13 protein-coding genes are annotated in these 19,632 nt (G+C 68.8%); 8 read left to right on the top strand and 5 right to left on the bottom strand.

Annotation, left to right across the window (positions count from 1 at the left end; genetic code table 11):
• Positions 1–44: 44 nt before the first annotated feature.
• On the top strand, positions 45–1,370 hold the full coding sequence (locus AC1DDO_RS13180; RefSeq protein ID WP_476867659.1) for a TIGR01906 family membrane protein: 1,326 nt from the start codon (positions 45–47) through the stop codon (positions 1,368–1,370).
• A 22-nt stretch (positions 1,371–1,392) separates the two neighbouring features.
• Here the strand turns inward: AC1DDO_RS13180 and AC1DDO_RS13175 are convergent, their stop codons facing one another.
• Together AC1DDO_RS13175 and AC1DDO_RS13170 are read right to left on the bottom strand one after the other, a co-directional pair.
• Positions 1,393–3,222 carry an AMP-dependent synthetase/ligase gene (locus AC1DDO_RS13175; RefSeq protein WP_476867658.1) on the bottom strand — a complete coding sequence of 610 codons (1,830 nt, stop codon included), beginning with the start codon at positions 3,220–3,222 and terminating at the stop codon, positions 1,393–1,395.
• Positions 3,223–3,283: 61 nt separating this feature from the next.
• Positions 3,284–5,038 carry a dolichyl-phosphate-mannose--protein mannosyltransferase gene (locus AC1DDO_RS13170; RefSeq protein ID WP_476867657.1) on the bottom strand — a complete coding sequence of 585 codons (1,755 nt, stop codon included), beginning with the start codon at positions 5,036–5,038 and terminating at the stop codon, positions 3,284–3,286.
• A gap of 58 nt (positions 5,039–5,096) precedes the next feature.
• Here AC1DDO_RS13170 and rsmI point away from each other — a divergent pair, with 58 nt between their 5' ends.
• Together rsmI and AC1DDO_RS13160 are read left to right on the top strand one after the other, a co-directional pair.
• On the top strand, positions 5,097–6,035 hold the full coding sequence (gene rsmI, locus AC1DDO_RS13165; protein ID WP_476867656.1) for a 16S rRNA (cytidine(1402)-2'-O)-methyltransferase: 939 nt from the start codon (positions 5,097–5,099) through the stop codon (positions 6,033–6,035).
• A 280-nt stretch (positions 6,036–6,315) separates the two neighbouring features.
• Positions 6,316–7,815 (top strand): NAD-dependent succinate-semialdehyde dehydrogenase, encoded by a 1,500-nt coding sequence (locus tag AC1DDO_RS13160; RefSeq protein WP_476867655.1) that lies wholly within the window; start codon positions 6,316–6,318, stop codon positions 7,813–7,815.
• Between the two features lie 22 nt (positions 7,816–7,837).
• On the opposite strand, the gene AC1DDO_RS13155 is transcribed toward AC1DDO_RS13160, so the two are convergent.
• From AC1DDO_RS13155 to AC1DDO_RS13145, 3 genes are read right to left on the bottom strand one after another with little or no spacing between them, the layout of a single operon-like run.
• Positions 7,838–10,360 carry a transglutaminase TgpA family protein gene (locus AC1DDO_RS13155; RefSeq protein ID WP_476867654.1) on the bottom strand — a complete coding sequence of 841 codons (2,523 nt, stop codon included), beginning with the start codon at positions 10,358–10,360 and terminating at the stop codon, positions 7,838–7,840.
• A complete protein-coding gene (locus AC1DDO_RS13150) occupies positions 10,357–11,886 on the bottom strand; it encodes a DUF58 domain-containing protein (protein WP_476867653.1) in 1,530 nt (509 codons plus the stop codon). The genes AC1DDO_RS13155 and AC1DDO_RS13150 overlap by 4 nt, the downstream gene beginning before the upstream one ends.
• A gap of 14 nt (positions 11,887–11,900) precedes the next feature.
• Positions 11,901–13,043: an AAA family ATPase gene (locus tag AC1DDO_RS13145; protein WP_476867652.1), complete on the bottom strand. Its 1,143-nt coding sequence runs from the start codon at positions 13,041–13,043 to the stop codon at positions 11,901–11,903.
• Positions 13,044–13,220: 177 nt separating this feature from the next.
• On the opposite strand from AC1DDO_RS13145, the gene AC1DDO_RS13140 reads away from it, so the two are divergent.
• The 5 genes from AC1DDO_RS13140 (at position 13,221) to AC1DDO_RS13120 (ending at position 19,585) form a co-directional block, all read left to right on the top strand.
• On the top strand, positions 13,221–14,108 hold the full coding sequence (locus AC1DDO_RS13140) for a TatD family hydrolase (RefSeq protein WP_476867651.1): 888 nt from the start codon (positions 13,221–13,223) through the stop codon (positions 14,106–14,108).
• 304 nt (positions 14,109–14,412) lie between these two features.
• Positions 14,413–15,558, top strand: coding sequence for a transglycosylase family protein (locus AC1DDO_RS13135; protein ID WP_441410328.1), 1,146 nt, complete (start codon positions 14,413–14,415; stop codon positions 15,556–15,558).
• A gap of 170 nt (positions 15,559–15,728) precedes the next feature.
• Positions 15,729–16,628, top strand: a complete 900-nt coding sequence (gene rsmA, locus AC1DDO_RS13130) for a 16S rRNA (adenine(1518)-N(6)/adenine(1519)-N(6))-dimethyltransferase RsmA (RefSeq protein ID WP_476971994.1) — start codon at positions 15,729–15,731, stop codon at positions 16,626–16,628.
• Between the two features lie 91 nt (positions 16,629–16,719).
• Positions 16,720–17,682 (top strand): 4-(cytidine 5'-diphospho)-2-C-methyl-D-erythritol kinase, encoded by a 963-nt coding sequence (locus tag AC1DDO_RS13125; protein WP_476867649.1) that lies wholly within the window; start codon positions 16,720–16,722, stop codon positions 17,680–17,682.
• Positions 17,683–17,755: 73 nt separating this feature from the next.
• Positions 17,756–19,585, top strand: coding sequence for an ABC-F family ATP-binding cassette domain-containing protein (locus tag AC1DDO_RS13120; RefSeq protein WP_476867648.1), 1,830 nt, complete (start codon positions 17,756–17,758; stop codon positions 19,583–19,585).
• The last annotated feature ends 47 nt before the right edge of the window (positions 19,586–19,632 follow it).

Raw genomic sequence — 19,632 nt, 5'->3', positions numbered from 1 at the left:
GCGCAGGCCGGGCAGCACGAAAGCCTACGGAAGCGAAGCTCCACGTGACTGACAAAAGTCCTACCACTCCCGACCGTCCGGATCCGCACCTGGATCCGACGGACGACACCGACGAGCCGGCGTTCGACTGGATGAAGCCGGCCCCGGCCGCCAAGCCCGCACCCGATTCCACGGCGAAGTCCACCGCCGGGTCCGCCGCGGCGTCCGCAGCCGTTCCGGCGGCCCATACGGAACATGGCGCGCCAGAGGCCGGCGCAGCAGCAACCGGCACAACGGCAAGGGGCACAACGGCAGCGGCGGGCACGACGGCGCCGGGCACACCAGCGGCGGGCACGGCGGCGCCGTCGGCCGTGTCCACGGCGGGCCAGCCGGAAAGCCGGGCCGACCGCAAGGCGGCCGAGGCGGCCGCCACCGGTCAGGACGCTGCCCGGCAGGATGCAGGCCAGGTGGATGCCTCTACCGCGCAGGACGATCTCGAACGCCGCAATGCCGAGCGCCGCACTGCCGAACGCGAGCAGGCCGCCAGGACCAAGCCGGTCCTTCCGCGGGTGATGCAGGTGCTCCTGGCCGTGTTCTACCCGCTTATCCTGCTGGTGCTGGCCGTCCGCGCCGTGACCAGCCCCTTGTTCCTCTGGGTCGAATACAACCGTCCGGGCTTCCCCGGCGACGGCTACGGCTTCAGCACCGATGACCGCATGACCTACGGCTCCTACGCCGTGGACTATCTCAGCAACTGGTCGGGCCCGCGCTACCTCGGCGGCCTTGTGGACCAAAGCGGGGAGCGGCTGTTCCGCGACGGCGAGGTCAGTCACATGGCCGACGTCAAGGCCGTCATCCTGTCGACGTTCGGTGCCGGCACGCTGCTGATCCTGCTGGGCCTGGTTGCGGTGATCTACCTGAAGCGGAAACACACAGGCGGAGTCCGGCGCGGCCTGTTCGCCGGCTCGATCGTCACCCTCGCGGTCATCATCGGTCTCGGAACCCTCGCCATGCTCGGCTGGGAGCAGTTCTTCACCGATTTCCACCGGATTTTCTTCGCCAACGGGACCTGGACGTTTTCGCTCCAGGACACCCTGATACGGCTGTTCCCGGGCCAGTTCTGGATGGACGCCGGGATCGTCATCGGCGCCCTCGTCCTGCTGGCTTCCCTGATCACCCTCATCCTGACGTGGCCCACGCGCCGGCGCCGCGGCCTTGGCAAGAAGAAGGCATCGGACGTGTCCAAGGGCGCGGACACGGACACGGACTCCGGCGTCACCGCCGGGGCTGCGCCGGCGGACGGCACGGAAGGAATCGCCGGCACCTCAGGCAACACCGGCAACTCAGGCACAGAGGAAACCGGAACAGAGCGGACCCGGCACACCGTCTGAGGCGCCGGACGCCCGTGCGGGCTCAGCCGTAGATGCGGTTGATGTGCTCCTCGTAGTCCCGCACGACGGCGGCCCGCTTGAGTTTGAGCGAGGGCGTCAGGTGCCCTGATTCCACCGTGAAATCGGCGTCCAGGACGACGAAACTGCGGATGGACTCGGCCTTGGAGACCGTGAGGTTTGCCTCGTCAATGGCGCCCTGGATCGAGGCCCGGACGCTTTCGTCGGCAGCGGCTTCGGCCGGGGCCATGACGGGAACTTTCCGGGCGGTGCACCAGTTCTGCAGGCCTTCCGGGTCCAGGTTGACCAGTGCCGAGACAAACGGCCGGCCGTCTCCAACGACTACGGCCTGTCCCACGAGCTGGTGCTCGCGGATTTTCTCCTCGAGCGGGCCAGGGGCGACGTTCTTTCCGCCGGCGGTGACCAGCAGGTCCTTCTTCCGGCCTGTGATGGTCAGGAAGCCGTCCTTGTCGAGGGAGCCGAGGTCGCCGGTCCGGAAGAACCCGTCCACGAACGCCTCAGCGTTGGCGGCCGCGTTGGCGTGGTAGCCCTTGAAGACGCCGATGCCCTTGACCAGGATCTCGCCGTCGTCGGCCACCCGCACTGTGGTTCCCGGTACCGGGATGCCCACAGTCCCCACCTTGGTCTGGGCCGGGGTGTTGGCCGTGCACGGCGCTGTGGTTTCGGTCAGGCCGTAGCCTTCCAGCACGGGGATGCCCGCGCCGCGGAAGAAGTGGGCGTCATGGGAGCTCAGCGGGCTGGCACCGGAGACCGTAAACCGCAGCTGGCCGCCGAAGGCCTGGCGGAGCTTGGGGTAGAACAGCCGGTCGAACAGCGCGTGCCGGGCGCGCAGGAGGAACCCGGGTCCGGCGCCGTCGCCCCGGGAAGCAGCGTCCAGGGCCTTGGAGTAGTCGATCGCGGCCCCCGCCGCAGCCGTGAAGATCCGCTCCTTGCCTGCGGCGGCAGCCTTTTGCGCGGCTCCGGCATAAACCTTTTCGAAAATCCGGGGGACCACCAGCAGGAAGGTGGGCTTGAAGCTGGCCAGGTCTTCCAGGAGCTCTTTGGCGCTGGCGGTGTGGCCAACCGTGGTGCCGGAGCTCAGGCAGATCACCTGCACCGCCCGGGCCAGAACGTGGGCCAGGGGCAGGAACATCAGCGTCCGGGAGCGCGGCTGCATGAGGAGCTCGGGCAGGAAGAGGATGATGTTCTTCGCGACCAGGGCAAAGTTGGCGTGTGTGATCTCGCAGCCCTTGGGCCTGCCGGTGGTGCCCGAGGTGTAGACCAGGGACGCCACGTCCGCCAGGGACGCGGTGGTCCGGTGGCGTTCGAGCTCGGCGTCGGTGACCCCGGTTCCGGCGGCGGCGAGGCTCGCCAGGTTCGGCGCGTCGCCGTCGTGCTCCATCCGCACGACGGCGATAATCCGGTCGCCAAGGACAGTGGAGGCGTCCAGGACGTCCTGGACAAGGGCCGCCTTGGCATGGTCCTGGACGAACACCCGGCGGGCGCCCGAGTCGTGCAGGATCCACTCGACCTGGCCCGCGGAGGAGGTCTCATAGATCGGTACGGTGACCCCGCCGGCGAACCAGATGGCAAAATCCACCACCGTCCACTCGTACCGCGTGGCGGACATGACAGCGACGGTTTCGCCCGGCGCGAGTCCGCCGGCAATCAGGCCCTTGGCCAGTGCGGTGACCTGCTCCAGGAAGTGGTGGACAGAGACATCGGCCCAGCCGGCGGGGCCCTTGCGGGAGTAGAGGGCGTGCACGGGGTCCTTCGCGTGCTGCTCCAGGAGCAGGTCCGTCACGTTGCTCCCCGGATCCAGCTCCACCAGCAGTCCGGTGCTTGCTTCTCTCACAACCGAGTCTCCATTTCCTGGTCCGCCCGGAGTGCGGCGGACTTTCCCCTGCAATCCTGCCCTAGATCCAGGACGGCATCCACATCCGCATGCGCCAGTCCTGGTACGGGATCACCTCGGCAGTCCAGACCGGATAGAAGAACGCGGACAGCAGCACAGCCGCCACCACGAACAGCGCCACGAGGTAGAATCCGGACCGGCGGCGCCAGAGGGGGTCGGTCCGCTGGCCGAGCACCAGCCCCAGGCAATAGACGAGCCCCAGGATCAGGAACGGTTCAAAGGACACGGCGTAGAAGAAGAACATGGTGCGTTCCGGGTACATGAACCAGGGGAGGTAGCCGGAGGCCACGCCCGCCAGAATCGCGCCGGCGCGCCAGTCGCGGCGGCCGGCCCACCAGAACAGCAGGATGCCCAGGCTGACGGCCGCGCTCCACCAGATCAGCGGGTTGCCCACGGAGAGGATGGCGGTGGTGCAGTTGCTGAGATCGCAGCCGGGGCTGCCCTGCCCGGGGGATTCGTAGAAGAACGACGTCGGCCGGCCCATGACCAGCCAGCTCCAGGCGCTGGCCTCGTACGGGTGGTCGGAGTTCAGGCCCTGATGGAACTTGTAGGCCTCCAGGTGGTAGTGCGCGAGGGACCGGACGGCGTTCGGGAGCCAGCCCCACTCGGCCGAGGGGTTGGTCTCGGCCCAGTGCCTGAAGTACGCGTCCTTGGACCGGAACCAGCCGATCCACGTGGCGCCGTAGACCACGGCGGCCACCGGGACGATGCTCAGGAAGGCCGGGACGCCGTCCTTGAGGATGCCGGCGCTGATCCAGGCATGCACGCCGGCGATGCGCCGGGCGCTGAGGTCCCAGAACACGGTCAGCAGGCCGAAGCCGGCCAGGAAGAACAGGGCGGACCATTTCGTGCCGACGGCCAGGCCCAGGCAGACGCCGGCCGTGAGCCGCCACCATCGGATGCCGAGCCACGGCCCGGAGGTGAGCTGGAGCGCCGAGGGATGCCCCGTGGCCGAGGCCGCGGCCTGCCGCCCGAGCCGGGCCGCCAGCCGCCGCCGACCGTCGTCGCGGTCCATCAGCAGCGCGCCGAACGCGGCGAGGATCCAGAACATGAGGAAGATGTCCAGCAGCGAGGTCCGGGACATGACGAGGTGGTGGCCGTCCACGGCGAGCAGGACGCCGGCCACGGCGCCCAGGGTCAGGGAACGGAAGAGCTTCTGCGCGATCAGGGCCAGCAGGAAGACCGACAGCGTCCCCGTCAGCGCAGCACCGAACCGCCAGCCGAAGGGATTGTCCGCCCCGAACAGCCACATGCCGAAGGCGATCATCCACTTGCCGACCGGCGGGTGCACCACATACTCCGGCGTATTCAGCAGCACGCCGGGGTTGCCGGCAATGAAGGCGTCGTTCGCCCGGTCAGGCCAGCTGCGCTCGTACCCGCTGACCAGGAACGAGTACGCGTCTTTGACGTAGTAGGTTTCGTCAAAGACCAGGTTCCGCGGGGTGTCCAGCCGGACGAACCGCAGGACGCCGCCCAGCGCCGCCGTGAGGGCAGGAATGAGCCAGTACCAGAGCCGAAGCGACGCCGGGTAGTCCCGCCAGCTCTGGATGCTGCCGATCAGGCGTTCCTTGAGGGCATCCGGAGTGAAGGCCTCGGCGGGGCGGCCGATCCAGCGGTGTCCCTCCAGGTTGCGGCCGGTGCGGAAGCGGCCCCGGGCTTTGCCGGTTCTGCCGTTGGCGCTGTCCGAACCAGAGGTCTGCGATGCGGCGGGGCCAGCGTCGGGCTGCCGCGTGGGGGTCTGGGTCACGTTGCCCATGCTACCTTTCGCGGCTGTGCCCGCAGGGCTGCCGCCCCGGCGGCAGTAGGCTGGACGTGTGGACCACGAACCCAGCACCTCCCCCCTTCCTCCTGTCGATGACGATGCCCCCGCCGCCGTTCCCTCAGCCGGCGTTCCCGCCACTGATGTTCCCGCCACAGGCGGGCCCGGCAGGATCGTCCTCGCGGCGACGCCGATCGGGAACGCCGGCGATGCCTCGGCGCGGCTCGTGGAGTTGCTGACGACGGCGGACATCGTCGCCGCCGAGGACACCAGGAGGCTGCACCGCCTCGTGCAGAACCTCGGCATCACCGTGGCCGGCCGGATCATCAGCTATCACGAGCACAATGAGGCAGCCAAGACGGCGGACCTGCTGGAGCAGGTCCGTGCCGGCAAGACCCTGGTCATGGTGACGGACGCCGGAATGCCGTCCGTCTCGGACCCGGGGTTCCGGCTGGTTGAAGGTGCCGTGGCGGCCGGGCTCACCGTCACCGCGGCGCCGGGACCCTCCGCCGTGCTGACCGCCCTGGCCCTGTCAGGCCTCCCGACTGACCGTTTTTGCTTCGAAGGGTTCCTGCCGCGCAAGGCAGGCGAACGCAACTCGCGGCTGGCGGACCTCGACGCCGAGCGGCGCACCATGGTCTTTTTCGAGGCCCCGCACCGGCTGGAGCCCATGCTGCGGGCCCTGCACGAAAGCTTCGGCGCCGACCGCCGGGCCGCCGTGTGCCGTGAACTCACCAAGACCTATGAAGAGGTCATCCGCGGTACCCTTCGCGACCTGCTCGAATGGGCGGAGTCCAACGAGGTCCGCGGAGAAATCGCCGTCGTGGTGGGCGGCGCTCCCGAACGCGAACCCGGCCGTCCGGAGGACCACGTGGCCGCCGTCAACGGGCTGATAGCCCAGGGCATCCGGCTGAAGGAGGCCGTCGCGGCGGTGGCCGACGACGCGAAAGTCAGCAAGCGCGAGCTCTATTCCGCGGTGCTCGCCGCACGCTGATCCGGAAGCAGATTTTCGGGCCCGTCGGCCCCTGCGGGACGGCTTCGCCAGGGCCCGCATTCCGTTGTGCAGGCCCGCGCCGATCAGTTGTGCAGCTGCACAGCATATGCTGGATCGGGTAGTGCGCCCATGCATAGACTTGCCAGTGAGCGCAGCAGTACCGTGGCAGTAATCCAGACGCCCGGGCCTGCCTGTGGGAACGTGCGCCTGCACCAAGAACTATTTCAACAAACTAGTGCCAACAAACTAGGCAAACCGAATTGCTGACGAGGGAGTCGTTGTGACTGTAACTGCCCAGCCCATTGTTTCCGCGGAGCGGGAGAGCGCCCTTCTGGCCTCGGTCCCGACGGGCCTGCTGATCAACGGCGAATGGCGTCCGGCCGCGTCCGGGAAGACCTTCGATGTGGAGGACCCCTCGACCGGGAAGGTGCTGCTGAGCATCGCCGACGCCGGTCCTGAGGACGGAGCGGCGGCGCTGGACGCGGCCGCCGCGGCACAGGAGTCCTGGGCGAAGGTCCCGGCCCGGGAACGCGGGGAAATCCTGCGCCGCGCCTTCGAACTCGTGACGGAGCGTGCGGAAGACTTCGCGCTGCTGATGACCCTGGAGATGGGCAAGCCGCTGGCCGAAGCCCGCGGCGAGGTCACCTACGGCGCGGAATTCCTGCGCTGGTTCTCCGAGGAGGCCGTCCGCGCGTTCGGCCGGTACTCGGTCTCCCCGGACGGCAAGTCCCGGCTGCTGGTGACCAAGAAGCCGGTGGGCCCGTGCCTGCTGATCACGCCGTGGAACTTCCCGCTCGCGATGGCCACCCGCAAGGTCGCCCCGGCGGTCGCGGCCGGCTGCACCATGGTGCTGAAGTCCGCGAACCTGACCCCGCTGACCTCCCAGCTGTTTGCCGCAGTGATGCTGGAGGCCGGGCTGCCCGCCGGCGTCCTGAACCTCATCCCGACCTCCACGGCCGGGGCCACAACGGGTCCGCTGATCAAGGACTCCCGGCTCCGGAAGCTCTCCTTCACCGGTTCCACCGAGGTCGGCCGCCGGCTGCTCGCCGACGCATCCGAGACGGTGCTGCGGACCTCGATGGAGCTCGGCGGGAACGCCCCGTTCGTCGTGTTCGAGGACGCCGACGTCGATGCCGCGGTCGCGGGGGCCATGCTGGCGAAGCTGCGGAACATGGGCGAGGCCTGCACCGCCGCGAACCGGTTCATCGTCCACGCGTCCGTCGCGGACGAGTTCGCGACGAAGTTCGCCGCGAAGATGGCGGACATGACCACGGCCCGGGGCACCGAGCCCGAGTCAAAGGTCGGCCCGCTGATCGATGCCAAGAGCCGGGACAAGGTCCACGAGCTGGTGACCGACGCCGTGAACTCCGGCGCAGTCGCGATCACCGGCGGCTCCGCCGTCGAGGGCCCGGGCTACTTCTACCAGCCCACCATCCTCAAGGGCGTGACCGAGGGCACCCGGATCCTGTCCGAGGAAATCTTCGGCCCCGTCGCCCCGATCATCACCTTCGACACCGAGGACGAGGCCGTCCGGCTCGCCAACAACACCGAGTACGGCCTGGTCGCCTATGTCTTCACCCGGGACCTGAACCGCGGCATCCGGATGGGCGAACGCCTCGAGACCGGCATGCTGGGCCTGAACGCCGGCGTCGTCTCCAACGCCGCCGCACCGTTCGGCGGGGTCAAGCAGTCCGGCCTGGGCCGTGAGGGCGGCCTGGAGGGCATCGAGGAATACCTCTACACCCAGTACATCGGCATCGCCGATCCCTACGCAGGCTAGGCACTCAACCTAGGCACACAGCCTAGCCACGACGCACCCGGCTGACGGAGTTGCGGATCTTCCCCCAGGATCCCGCGAGTCCCCGCCGGGTGCGTTGTGCTGTCCGGGACAGGACCCTGCCGGGCAGCGCGAGGGCCCGTCGCCAGCCGGACATCACCGACGGCGGCAGCCAGGCCGCGCGCAGCCGGACCAGGGGACCGGCGTTGGACCGCAGCGCGGCCTGCACCAGGGCAATCCTGGCCGCGGCGGAGTCGGCCGGGTCCGCGGTCCCTGCGTTGTCCGCCGGACCGGCGCCACCCGGGCGGCCGTACTGCTCACGTTCAAAGTCCTCGGTCAGCGCTGCCGCGGCGCGCTGCCCGGGTCCGTCCGTGACGCCGGGTTCACCCAGCGCCGCCGAGGCGCGCAACCGCTCGGAGAAATGCCGCGGCGTCTCGCTCGCTCCGGGCGCCACGCCGTAGTCCGTGGCGAGGTCCCGCAGTTCCGCCCAAGCCGGCAGGGCCGTGCCGGCGCGGGGATAGCCGCGGGCCGCCGTCATAAGCCTGCGCCGCCGCACGCCGCTGCGCACCAGCCGCGGGGAGGCCACGATCAGGGCCAGCAGCAGAGCCGCGCCAAGGCCGTAGAGCGCCTGTGCCGGGTGCGTGCCCGCAGCCGCCGGATTTCCGGTGCCGGGCAGGGGAACCGCGCCGGGGGCGGGGACCGGTGACTTGGTGGAACCGTCCCCGGGAGTCAGGGCGTCGTTGCGTTCGTTGGTGCTGGCTCCGCTGGGCGCGGCGGCCTCCGTTGCGTAGGCCGGAACGACGCCGCGGGACGGCGTGGGCTCAAACGCGACCCAGCCGACACCCTGGAAATAGAGTTCCGGCCAGGCGTGGGCATCGCGCGCATCGACTTCGAACTCCGGCAGGGGACCCTGGCCGGAGACCGCCACGGTGGCTCCAGTGGGGCGCCCCGGTGCGTAGCCCACGGCGATCCGGCTCGGAATGCCTTCCAACCGGGCCATCACGGCCATGGCAGAGGCGAAATGAATGCAGTAGCCGCTCTTCTGGGTCAGGAAGTCCGCCAGCACCGACAGGCCGTTGCCGTCGTAGCCTCCCTGCACGGGTGATTGCAGGGAGTAGCTGAACTCGGTGGAGCGCAGGTACCGCTGGATGGCCATGGCCCGCGCATACGGTGTGGCGGCTCCGGCAGTCACGGTCTGGGCCGTGCTCCGCACAACCTCCGGAACGTTCGATGGCTGCCGGAGGAACTGCTCGGGAACTCCGCGCACCGGCTCGGAGGCCCGCGCCAGCAGCGCGGCGGTGAGCTGGGGCGTGACGGACGTGACCACATACTGCTGGTCGCGGGAGTTGGTGTCGATTCCCTTGATGCTCAGCGTGGCCGGATCCCAGCTCCAGCGCCCCGCGAGGCCGTTGACTGATTCCGGCGCATACGGCGAGGGCAGGTAGGGGCTTGTGTACTGGCCGGTGTTGACGGCGGTGATGACGCGGAACTCCGTCGCGGCGGTATCAAGACCGGATTCGATCCTGCCCGTGCCCGGCTGCCGGGTTGATTCCCGGTCATCCGGTGCCCAGGAATCGCCCTCGAAGCTGTCCACCGTCACAGAGCGGAGGTACGGCGTCGTCGGCGCGTTCGTCGCGAAGGTGATCCGGCCGTCCCCGGACGGGCTGCGCAGGCTGTTGCCCAGGCTGATCATCGGATTCAGGCCGGTGGCGCCGCCGAACGGGTTCAGCCGCGAGCCCTGGGGGAACGTGCCCTGGTCGAAACCCGGGATGACCGGCTGCAGCAGCAGCGTCAAGGTCAGCGCCGCGGCGGCCGTGACCGCGCCGCGCCGGAGCTGTCCGGGGTTCCGGGCGGTGTCGGCCAGGGTGCGGGCATCCGGTGTGAACCAATGGCTGCACCCCAGGATCAACAGATACCCGACGGCGGCGCCGAGGAACCCCAGCGCCCCCACGCTTTGCGGCTTGACGATGGCAGGCACCACGAGGATCGCCAGGATCCCCAGCCCGCTCGTGGCCGGCAGCGCCAGTGGGAACGCGAGGGCATCGATGAGGATCACCAGCAGCCCGAGGACCGCGCAGATCAGCATCACGATGCCGGCGTTGGGGGCCACCGGGGTGCTCTCGGCCAGGACGGTTTCGCTGGCGCGCCTGAGGAATTTGCCCAGGTAGGTCATGGTCTCCGGGGACGGGATGAACCCGGCGATGCTGTGCTGCCGGAAGAAAATGAAGGTCAGGGACACCACGAGAGCCACCAGGCCGCCGGCAGCCACGAGCCAAGTCCGGGTACGCAAGGACCGGAGCATCGCCATGGAGAATGCCACGGCCAAGACGGTACTGAACACCGGGGAGTACCAGGCCCACCCGCGCAGGACGCCGTTGAATCCGAGGGCGGCGCCGGCGACGGCCACCGCGACGACGGTCCCCATCACCCAGGGCTGGGCGCCGGGTCCTTCCCGCCGGGACCCTGCGCCGGGGGACAGGACTGTGGTTTCGTCCGTGCCGGCCTCGCCGGTGCGGGATGCGGAGCTGCGCTGCGGTGTGAGCGTCATCGCCGGCCTCCCACGCCTCGGCGGACGTCCGCTGCGGCGGACATCGTCGGGTCGGCCTCGTCGAATGCTGTCCACGCGGCGGGCAGCGGGCTCCGGTCAGAAACCGCCACGGCCCGCCATCCGCCCAGCCTCAGTGCCTCCAGCACCTCTGGCGTCGCGCCGTAACCATGCGTCTGGTCCGTGACGAGCAGCGCGAAGGCGTTCGCGCCGAACCCGGCCGCCGGGGACAGCGCCTGGGCCTCGGCCAGGGACAGGGTGCCCAGGATCGCCAGGACCGGTCCCCGCAGCCGGTGGGCGGAGAGCTTGTCCATCAGGGCGTCGTCGAAATCCCTCGGCGCGTTCCCGGCGGCTGCGGTGTTCCTTGCGCCCCCGGCGGTTTCGTGGGCGCTGGACATGGCAGGCGGTCCCGATGTCTCCTGCGGGCTTGTCCGCCGGCGGGAATCCGGGGTGCGGTTGCGGTTCGGGTGGCCGTGGTGCGGGCCGGAGAGCTCGATGGCGGCCAGGCTTTCCGCGATGGACTGAAGCCCGGCCGTGCCGGTGTATTCCTCGGCCTCCGGGTCGGGAGCGGACGGCGAATTGCGGAAGGCGGGGGCGCCCGCGCTGTCCAGGAACCGCAGCGTGTAGTTGCGTTCCGCGAGGTGCGCCGCGATCGACATCGCCGCCGTGACGGCCCATTCGAAGGCGTCGCAGCTCAGCAGGTCGTGGCCGTCGCCTTCCCCGTTGCCCGAATGCCCGGAGGAATGGCCGGCATGGCCAAATACGCCGTGCGGATACGCCGAGAGCCGCTGATCCAGGATGATGGTCGCCTCGGGGGTCGTGACGGATTCCTCCTGCCGCACCATTAGGGACCCGTGGCGGGCCGTCGCGGCCCAGTGCACACGGCGCATCGGGTCGCCATGGCGGTACTCGCGGGTCATGACGTCGTCGTCGCTGGGATTCGCCCGGGCGCGCGTGGCTGTCACACCGTCGTGTCCGCGGGCGCCGGCCAGCCCTGTCTCGGGGAGCTGGACGGCGGCGGGGGTCACGGTCAGGAGGTCGCCGTCGTCGATCGCGTGGCGGTGGAAGGACAGCCCGAAGGGGTCGCTGAACTCCGCTGTGACGGGCCCGATCAGGAACTGGCCACGATTGGCCGATCGGAGATGGTACTCATAGCGGCTGGCGCCGCCGGTGGCCCTGCGGGCCGGGAAACGGAAGACGGGGGATTCGCCGAACCGGGCCGGCAGGTGTTCCTCCATGACGGCGTGGCCGGTTCCCGGCCCGGTCCGCGCAACGGCCAGCCGGACCGTGGTCCGGGCGGACGTTTCGACCGGCGCCGGGCTGAATTCGCGGTAGACCCGGAACCTGGGCTTCAGGACCCGGCTTCCGGCCAGGGCCAGCAGGGGCAGGACCAGCAGCAGTACGGCCAGCGCGAGCAGGTCCCGGCGGCCCATGATCTGGGCGGCCAGCAGGGACAGCGCCCCCGCGCCGAGCAGGCCCCAGCCGCGGGTGCTGAAGATGTGTCCGGGGAACCGATCCCTCAACGCCACGCCGGGACCGCCTCCTAGCGCGGATTCGGCAGTTTGGGCGACGCCGCGGCAGCCATGGCCTTGTTCCGGCCAGGGCGGCCGGTTCCGTTGTTCGAGGCCGACACTTCCGGGGTGACGGGAATCTTGGCGATGATGGCCCGGATCACGCTTTGCGGCGTCTCGCCCGCGCTGGCCGCCTTGCGGTCGAGGATGATCCGGTGGGCCAGCACAGCCTCGGCGACGCTGACGACGTCGTCCGGCAGCACGAAGTCCCGGCCCTCCAGCGCGGCGGTGGCCTTCGCCGCCCGCAGGAGCTGCAGCATGGACCGCGGGCTGGCGCCGAGCCGGAGAAGCCCGCTTTCACGCGTTGCCCGGCCCAGGGCCACCGTGTACTCCTTGATGGACCGGGACACGTAGACCTGCTGCACCGAGGCAATCATCGCAGCCACCTCCGCCGCCGTGACAACAGCCGTGACGCGGGCCAGCGGAGAGGACGCCTGGTGGGTTTCGAGCATCTCCATTTCGGACTCCCGGTCCGGGTAGCCCATGGAAATCCGGGCCATGAAGCGGTCCCGCTGGGCTTCCGGGAGCGGGTAGGTGCCTTCCATCTCAATGGGGTTCTGCGTCGCCACCACCATGAACGGCTCATCCAGCCGGTAGGACGTGCCGTCCACCGTGACCTGGTGCTCCTCCATGCACTCCAGCAGGGCCGATTGGGTCTTGGCCGAGGCGCGGTTGATTTCGTCGCCGATGACGATGTTGGCGAACACCGCGCCGTGCCGGAACTCGAAGGTCCGGGTGGCCTGGTTGTAGACGGACACGCCGGTGACATCGGACGGGAGCAGGTCCGGGGTGAACTGGATCCGGCTGACGGTGCAGTCGATGGTCCGGGCCAGTGTCTTGGCCAGCAGCGTCTTGCCCACCCCCGGGACGTCCTCCAGGAGCAAATGGCCCTGGGCCAGGAGCACCGTGAGCGCCAGTTTCGCCGCTTCTGCCTTGCCGTCGATGACCGTATTGATGGCCGTCAGGATCCGGGTGCTGGCCGAGTGGAAGGCGTCCGCGTCCAATGCCGGGGCTGGGGACCGGTGTCCGCCTGCGTCGGGGTCAAGGGCTGATCGGCTCGGGAAGCTCTGTCCTTCGGGGAGGACGTCATCTACGGAAGTGCGCTGGTAATCCATCGGCAGCCTTTCAGGCCTTGTGGGTCCCGGAACGGACCGCCAGCGGCCGCCGGGCCCCGCAGTGGCGTTCGCCTGTTTCCTTACGGGGAAATAACAGAGTATTAACAGACTACTAACACAACTGCCGGACCTGACAGAGAGTTCCAAGGAATTCTGGGCGCCGGATAGGGTGGAAGAATGCTCAATCCCCTCACTCCCGTCCCATTCCGGGTGCCTGGAACCGACGGTACCGGACGCGGCGGGTATCCGCCCGCACCCGCGCCGCTTCCCGTGCCGGTCATGGACAACCACACACATTTGGACTTTCCCGAGGCGGAGCTCCTGGTGGGAGTCAAGGATGCCCTCGACGCCGCCGAGGCAGTGGGTGTCCAGGGTGCGGTGCAGGTGGGCTGCGACCTCGAATCGTCCCGGTTCACGGTCCAGGCCGTTGAGCTCGATTCACGGCTCCTGGGCGCAGTGGCCCTCCACCCCAACGATGCCCCCGACTACGCCCGGGGCGGGACCCTGGAAGAAGCCCTGGCCGAGATCGAGGCCCTGGCCGCCCACCCGAGGATCCGGGCCATCGGCGAGACGGGCCTCGACTTCTTCCGCACCGAGGGAGAGGGCCTGGTCCACCAGCGCTACTCGTTCCGCCGCCACATCGACATCGCCAAACGCCTCGGCCTGACGCTGCAAATCCACGACCGCGACGCACACGACGACGTCGTCCAGGTGCTGCGCGAAGAAGGGGCCCCGGAGCGCGTGGTCTTTCATTGCTTTTCCGGCGACGAAGCCCTCGCCAGGACCTGCAACGCGGAGGGCTGGTACATGTCCTTTGCCGGCACCGTGACGTTCAAGAACGCGGCGAACCTGCGCGCGGCGCTCGCCATTGCGGAGCCGGACCGGATCCTGGTCGAGACCGACGCGCCCTTCCTCACCCCGCACCCGCATCGCGGCCGCCCGAACGCCAGCTACATGGTTCCGTACACCGTCCGGGCCATGTCCGATGTGACTGGATCGGAGCTGTCCGGGCTGTGTGCGCAGATCGCCGAAAATACCGTGCGGGCATACGGATCCTGGGACTGAACCGGCCTCCTCCGGCCCTCCGGAGTGGATACCGGGTATGCACAATTACTTGGCCCCTTTATAACGCTTCGGTTACAGTGGTCAACTATTAGCCGGGGTCGGGGAAGGCCTACGGAGAATTTCACTCAAGCAGGGCGTGCATCGTGGCAAACGAACCACATGTGCGCTCTCGTTTTGGGTGAGGCAGTGCATGCATGTTTCGTGACGATCCGGACTCTGTTCGGAGCCGCCTTTGGCGCGCTCACGGAGGGTGGTCACGTGTACTTATCCCCGTGCCCGGAAGGTCCAAGAGATTCGGGCAATCGTGGTCAAGTTCTTCACATCGGACGGCAAGATCAGCTTCGTCAAGGTTGGCACGCAGCTCGTAGTGCTGGTGGCACTGGTGCTGGGCCTCGTGGCCTTCGTCGGCAACAACAAGACGATCACACTCAACGTGGACGGCAAAGTCAGCTCCGTCCAGACCTTCGGCGGAACCGTCGGACAGGTCGTCAAGGGTGCCAAGGTTGAACTCCAGCCATCTGACAGGGTGTCGCCTTCGGTGGACTCCCATGTGCAGGACGGATCAGTCATCAACGTCAACCTCGCCAAGGCCGTCAAGGTCAGCCTGGACGGCGCCGAACGGACCATCTCCACCACCTCGCCCACCGTCGAAGGGCTCGTGACCGAACTCGGCGTCGCCAGCGCCTCGCAGGTCTCCGTGCCGAAGGACGCCCAGCTCGCCGTCTCCGGCTCGTTCGTGTCCATCTCGACGCCGAAGACCGTGAGCATCGTCGCGGACGGCAAGGCAGCCGCGACCACCACCACGGAGGCCACCGTGGCCAAGGTGCTCGAGGACGCCGGCATTGCGCTCGGAGCCAGCGACCGCCTCTCCCAGCCCGGGAACGCGCCGGTCGTCAACGACATGGTGATCAAGGTTTCCCGCGTCGACGTCAGCAAGACGGCCAACACCACCGAGCCGGTCGCGTTTGAAACACTCACCACCGAGAATGCGGACATGTTCAAGGGTGAGAAGAAGGTCACCCAGGCCGGCGTCGCCGGCACCACGGCCAAGAGCTTCAAGCTGGTCCTGGTGGACGGCCGCGAAGCCTCCCGGACCCTGGTGTCCGAGACCGTCAGCGCCCAGCCGGTCACCGAAAAGGTGACTGTGGGCACCAAGGAAAAGCCCCAGGCCGCCGCCAACACCGGCGCCTCCGCCCCCGCGATGATGAACCAGGGCATGTGGGACAAGATCGCCCAGTGCGAGTCCGGCGGCAACTGGTCCATCAACACCGGCAACGGTTACTACGGCGGCCTGCAGTTCGACGTCCGGACCTGGCTCGGCTCCGGCGGCGGCGCGTACGCCCCCAACGCCGCTGCGGCCACCAAGGCCCAGCAGATCGACATCGCCAACCGCGTCTACGCACAGCGCGGCCTGGGTCCCTGGGGTTGCGGCTGGGCCGCCTCCAGCTAGCACACCAGCCAGCAAAGCCAGGCCGGCGCCTGACCATCAGCTACTTACCGCCGGCCACTGACCGCCCGAGTTCCGCCGCTGCTGACCACAGCCAGGGGACCGCACAGGCCGGGTCCGGATTCCTTCCGGGCCCGGCCTGCGGCGTACCGGGGCCGGGATAGGATACCTAGGTGACTGAACCGAGCCCCTCCGCCCCCGAAAGCCTGCCCGGAGCGGCGCCCGCACCGCTGATGGGTGCCTCCGATATCCGCCGGCTGGCAGAGGAAATCGGCGTGCGGCCCACGAAGACCCTCGGCCAGAACTTCGTCATCGACGGCAATACCATCCGGCGCATCGTGAACGCCGCCGACATCCGGGCCGATGAGACCGTCCTGGAGGTAGGTCCCGGGCTCGGGTCGCTGACCCTTGGCCTGCTGGACGCCGCCCGGACCGTGGTCGCCGTCGAAATCGATCCCGTCCTTGCCGGGCGTCTGCCGGCCACGGTCGCGGCGTGGCGGCCGGACGCCGTCGGGAATTTCCATCTCGTCCTGGCCGACGCCATGAAGGTCACGGAGCTGCCCGCTGAGCCGACAGCGCTCGTGGCGAATCTTCCCTACAACGTTGCCGTCCCCGTGGTGCTGCACCTCCTGCAGCACTTTCCGAGCCTGCAGCACGGCCTGGTCATGGTCCAGGACGAAGTCGCCGACCGGCTGGCGGCCGGGCCCGGTTCCAAGACCTACGGCGTGCCTTCGGTCAAGGCAGCCTGGTACAGCAGCATGCGCAAGGCCGGCGTGATCGGCATGAACGTCTTCTGGCCCGCGCCCAAGATCCATTCCGGACTCGTCGCGTTCACGCGGCGGGAGCCCCCTGTTACCACCGCCACCAGGGAACAGGTCTTCGCCGTCATTGACGCCGCTTTCGCGCAGCGCCGCAAGACCCTCCGGGCGGCGCTGGCCGGCTGGGCAGGCAGCGCCGCCGAGGCCGAACGCTGCCTGCGGGCCGCCGGCATCGACCCCACTTTCCGTGGCGAAGTGATCGACATTGCGGCGTTCGCCAGAATCGCCGAGGCCCACGAACAGCCGGCCTCCTGAGCCCCCGGTGGGCTCTCTGCGGGCTGTTTGTGAGCCCGGCGGGCGGCGTTACGTGCTTGGAGCCCGGGCCGCGATGCCATAGCGTGGAGCCATGAACGCAGTGAGAGGGCGCTTTGCCGCGAGGACTGTCCGGGTCAAGGCTCCAGGCAAGGTCAATGTCTCACTGGACGTAGGGCCGCTGCGGCCCGATGGCTATCACTCGGTGGCCAGCGTCTACTTGGCTGTTTCACTTTACGAAGAAGTTGCCGCCACCAGCACCGACACGGGTGAGATCACGGTCAGCATCAGCGATGCGAGCACCGTGGACCTTGACGGCGTGGACATCCCACTCGACCACCGCAACCTCGCCTACAAGGCGGCAGCGATCATGGCCGACGTGTCGGAGCACTCCACCGGTGTCCACCTGGAGATCACCAAACGGGTGCCGGTGGCCGGGGGCATGGGCGGCGGGTCAGCTGACGCCGCCGCCACCCTGCTGGCCTGCGACGCGTTGTGGAACAGCGGGCTGTCCCGCGATGAGCTGGCCCACCTGGCCGCCGAACTCGGCGCGGACGTTCCCTTCGCACTGCTCGGCGGCACCGCCGTCGGCCTCGGCCTCGGTGACGAACTGTCCCCGGCCCTGGTCAAGGCCCAAACGGACTGGGTCCTGGTCACCGCCGACTTCGGCCTGCCCACCCCGGAGGTCTACCGGACCCTGGACCGCCTGCGTGCAGCCGAAGGGGTGGCGGTGGACGAACCGGACGCGGTGGATCCCGGCGTGCTCACCGCGCTGCGCACCGGCGATGCCGACGCCCTCAGCCGGGTCCTGGTCAACGACCTGCAACGGGCCTCGATCGAACTGGCCCCGGGCCTGCGCGAGACCCTCGGGCGCGGCGAGGCCTGCGGGGCGATCGCGGGAATTGTCTCAGGCTCCGGACCCACCGTCGCCTTCCTGGCGCACAGCCCCGCCGCTGCCGCCGGACTCGCCGAAGAGCTCCGCCACCACAGCTTCGACGCACTGGCGGTGCACGGCCCGGTGCACGGGGCCCGCATCATCTCCGATACGCTCCTTTAGGAGCTTTTGGCGCACCGCACCTCCTGACTTAACAGCAACACCTTCACCGATACACCTAAGAAAGCAGTTCCCTGTGGCACACCTGCTCGGCGGCGAGAACCTCACGGTCTCGTATGCAACCCGTACCGTCCTCGATGGCATTACCCTCGGCCTTGAAGAGGGCGACCGGATCGGCATGGTGGGCCGCAACGGTGACGGCAAGTCAACCCTCATGCGGCTGCTGTCCATGCGCTCCACCCCGGACTCCGGCCGGGTGACCAAGCGCAGCGAGGTCAACATCGGCTACCTGGACCAGGGCGACGTGCTCGACGGCGACCTCACCGTCGGCGCCGCGATCGTGGGGGACCAGGCCGACTATGAATGGGCCCGCAATCCGCAGATCCGCGAAGTCATGGGCGGCCTCGTGTCCGACGTCGACTGGCACGCCAACGTCCACATGCTCTCCGGCGGGCAGAAGCGGCGTGTGGCTCTGGCCAAGCTGCTGATCGAGGACCACGACGTCATCATGCTCGATGAGCCCACCAACCACCTCGACGTCGAAGGCGTCGCCTGGTTGTCCCGGCACCTGAAGTCCCGCTGGCGGCCCAACCAGGGCGCCTTCCTCGTGGTCACCCACGACCGCTGGTTCCTCGATGAAGTCTGCAACAAGACCTGGGAAATCCACGACGGCATCATGGACCCGTTCGACGGCGGGTACGCCGCCTACGTGCTGGCCCGGGCCGAACGCGACCGTTCGGCGTCGGTCATGGAAAGCAAGCGCCAGCAGCTCGTGAAGAAGGAGCTCGCCTGGCTGCGCCGCGGCGCCCCGGCCCGCACCGCCAAGCCCAAGTTCCGGATCGAGGCGGCCAACGCCCTGATCGCCGACGTCCCCGAGCCGCGCGACTCGACGGCGCTGAGCAAGATGGCCACCGCCCGGCTTGGCAAGGACGTCCTGGACCTTGAGAACGTCTCGCTGGACTTCCTCGGTGGCGATGCCGGGCAGAAGCTCTTCGACAACATCACCCTGCGGCTGGCACCGGGGGAACGGCTGGGCCTGGTGGGCGTCAACGGCGCCGGCAAGACCACCCTGCTGAAGCTGCTCAACGGCGAGATCCAGCCCAGCTCCGGGAAGGTCAAGCGCGGCAAGACGGTGGTCACAGCCGTGCTGACCCAGGAGGTCAAGGAGCTCGACGATGTCTCGGACCTGCGCGTGATCGAAGTGATCGAACGCGAAAAGCGCTCGTTCAATGTCGGCGGCAAGGAATTCACCGCCGGACAGCTCGTGGAGCAGCTCGGCTTCACCAACGAGAAGCAGTGGACCCCGGTCAAGGACCTCTCCGGTGGCGAGCGCCGGCGGCTGCAGCTGCTGCGCCTGCTCGTGGGCGAGCCGAACGTGCTCATGCTTGACGAACCGACCAACGACCTCGACACCGACACGCTCGCCGCCGTCGAGGATGTTCTCGATGGCTGGCCCGGCACGCTCGTGGTGGTCAGCCACGACCGGTACCTGCTGGAGCGTGTCACGGACCACCAGATGGCGCTGCTGGGCGACGGCAAGATCCGTGCCCTGCCCCGCGGCGTGGACCAGTACCTCGAACTGCGCGAAGGCGCCCTTGCCGGCTCCACGATCACCGGCGGCGGGAACCCCGTCACCTCCTCCAGCGCCGGTTCCGCGCCCGCCGCCACGGGTCCGTCGGAGGCCGAGAAGCGCGACGCCCGCAAGGCCAAGAACCGGATCGACCGCCAGCTGGGCAAGCTCAAGCAGCAGGAAGACAAGATCCATGCCCAGATGACGGCCGGGGCCGGGGACGCCAGCAAGTTCGACCAGCTCGCCGAGCTCAACAAGAAACTCCTGGACCTCGCCGGGGAACGCGAAGCCCTCGAACTCGAATGGCTCGAGGCCCTGGAAGTGCTGGGGGAGTAGCCTCCTCGCCGCGGGACATGCCCAGAGTGTGTGAGCACGGATGGACA

It is taken from the genome of Arthrobacter sp. 10N43 (assembly GCF_056394525.1).
This window is presented reverse-complemented; position numbering and strand designations above follow the sequence as displayed.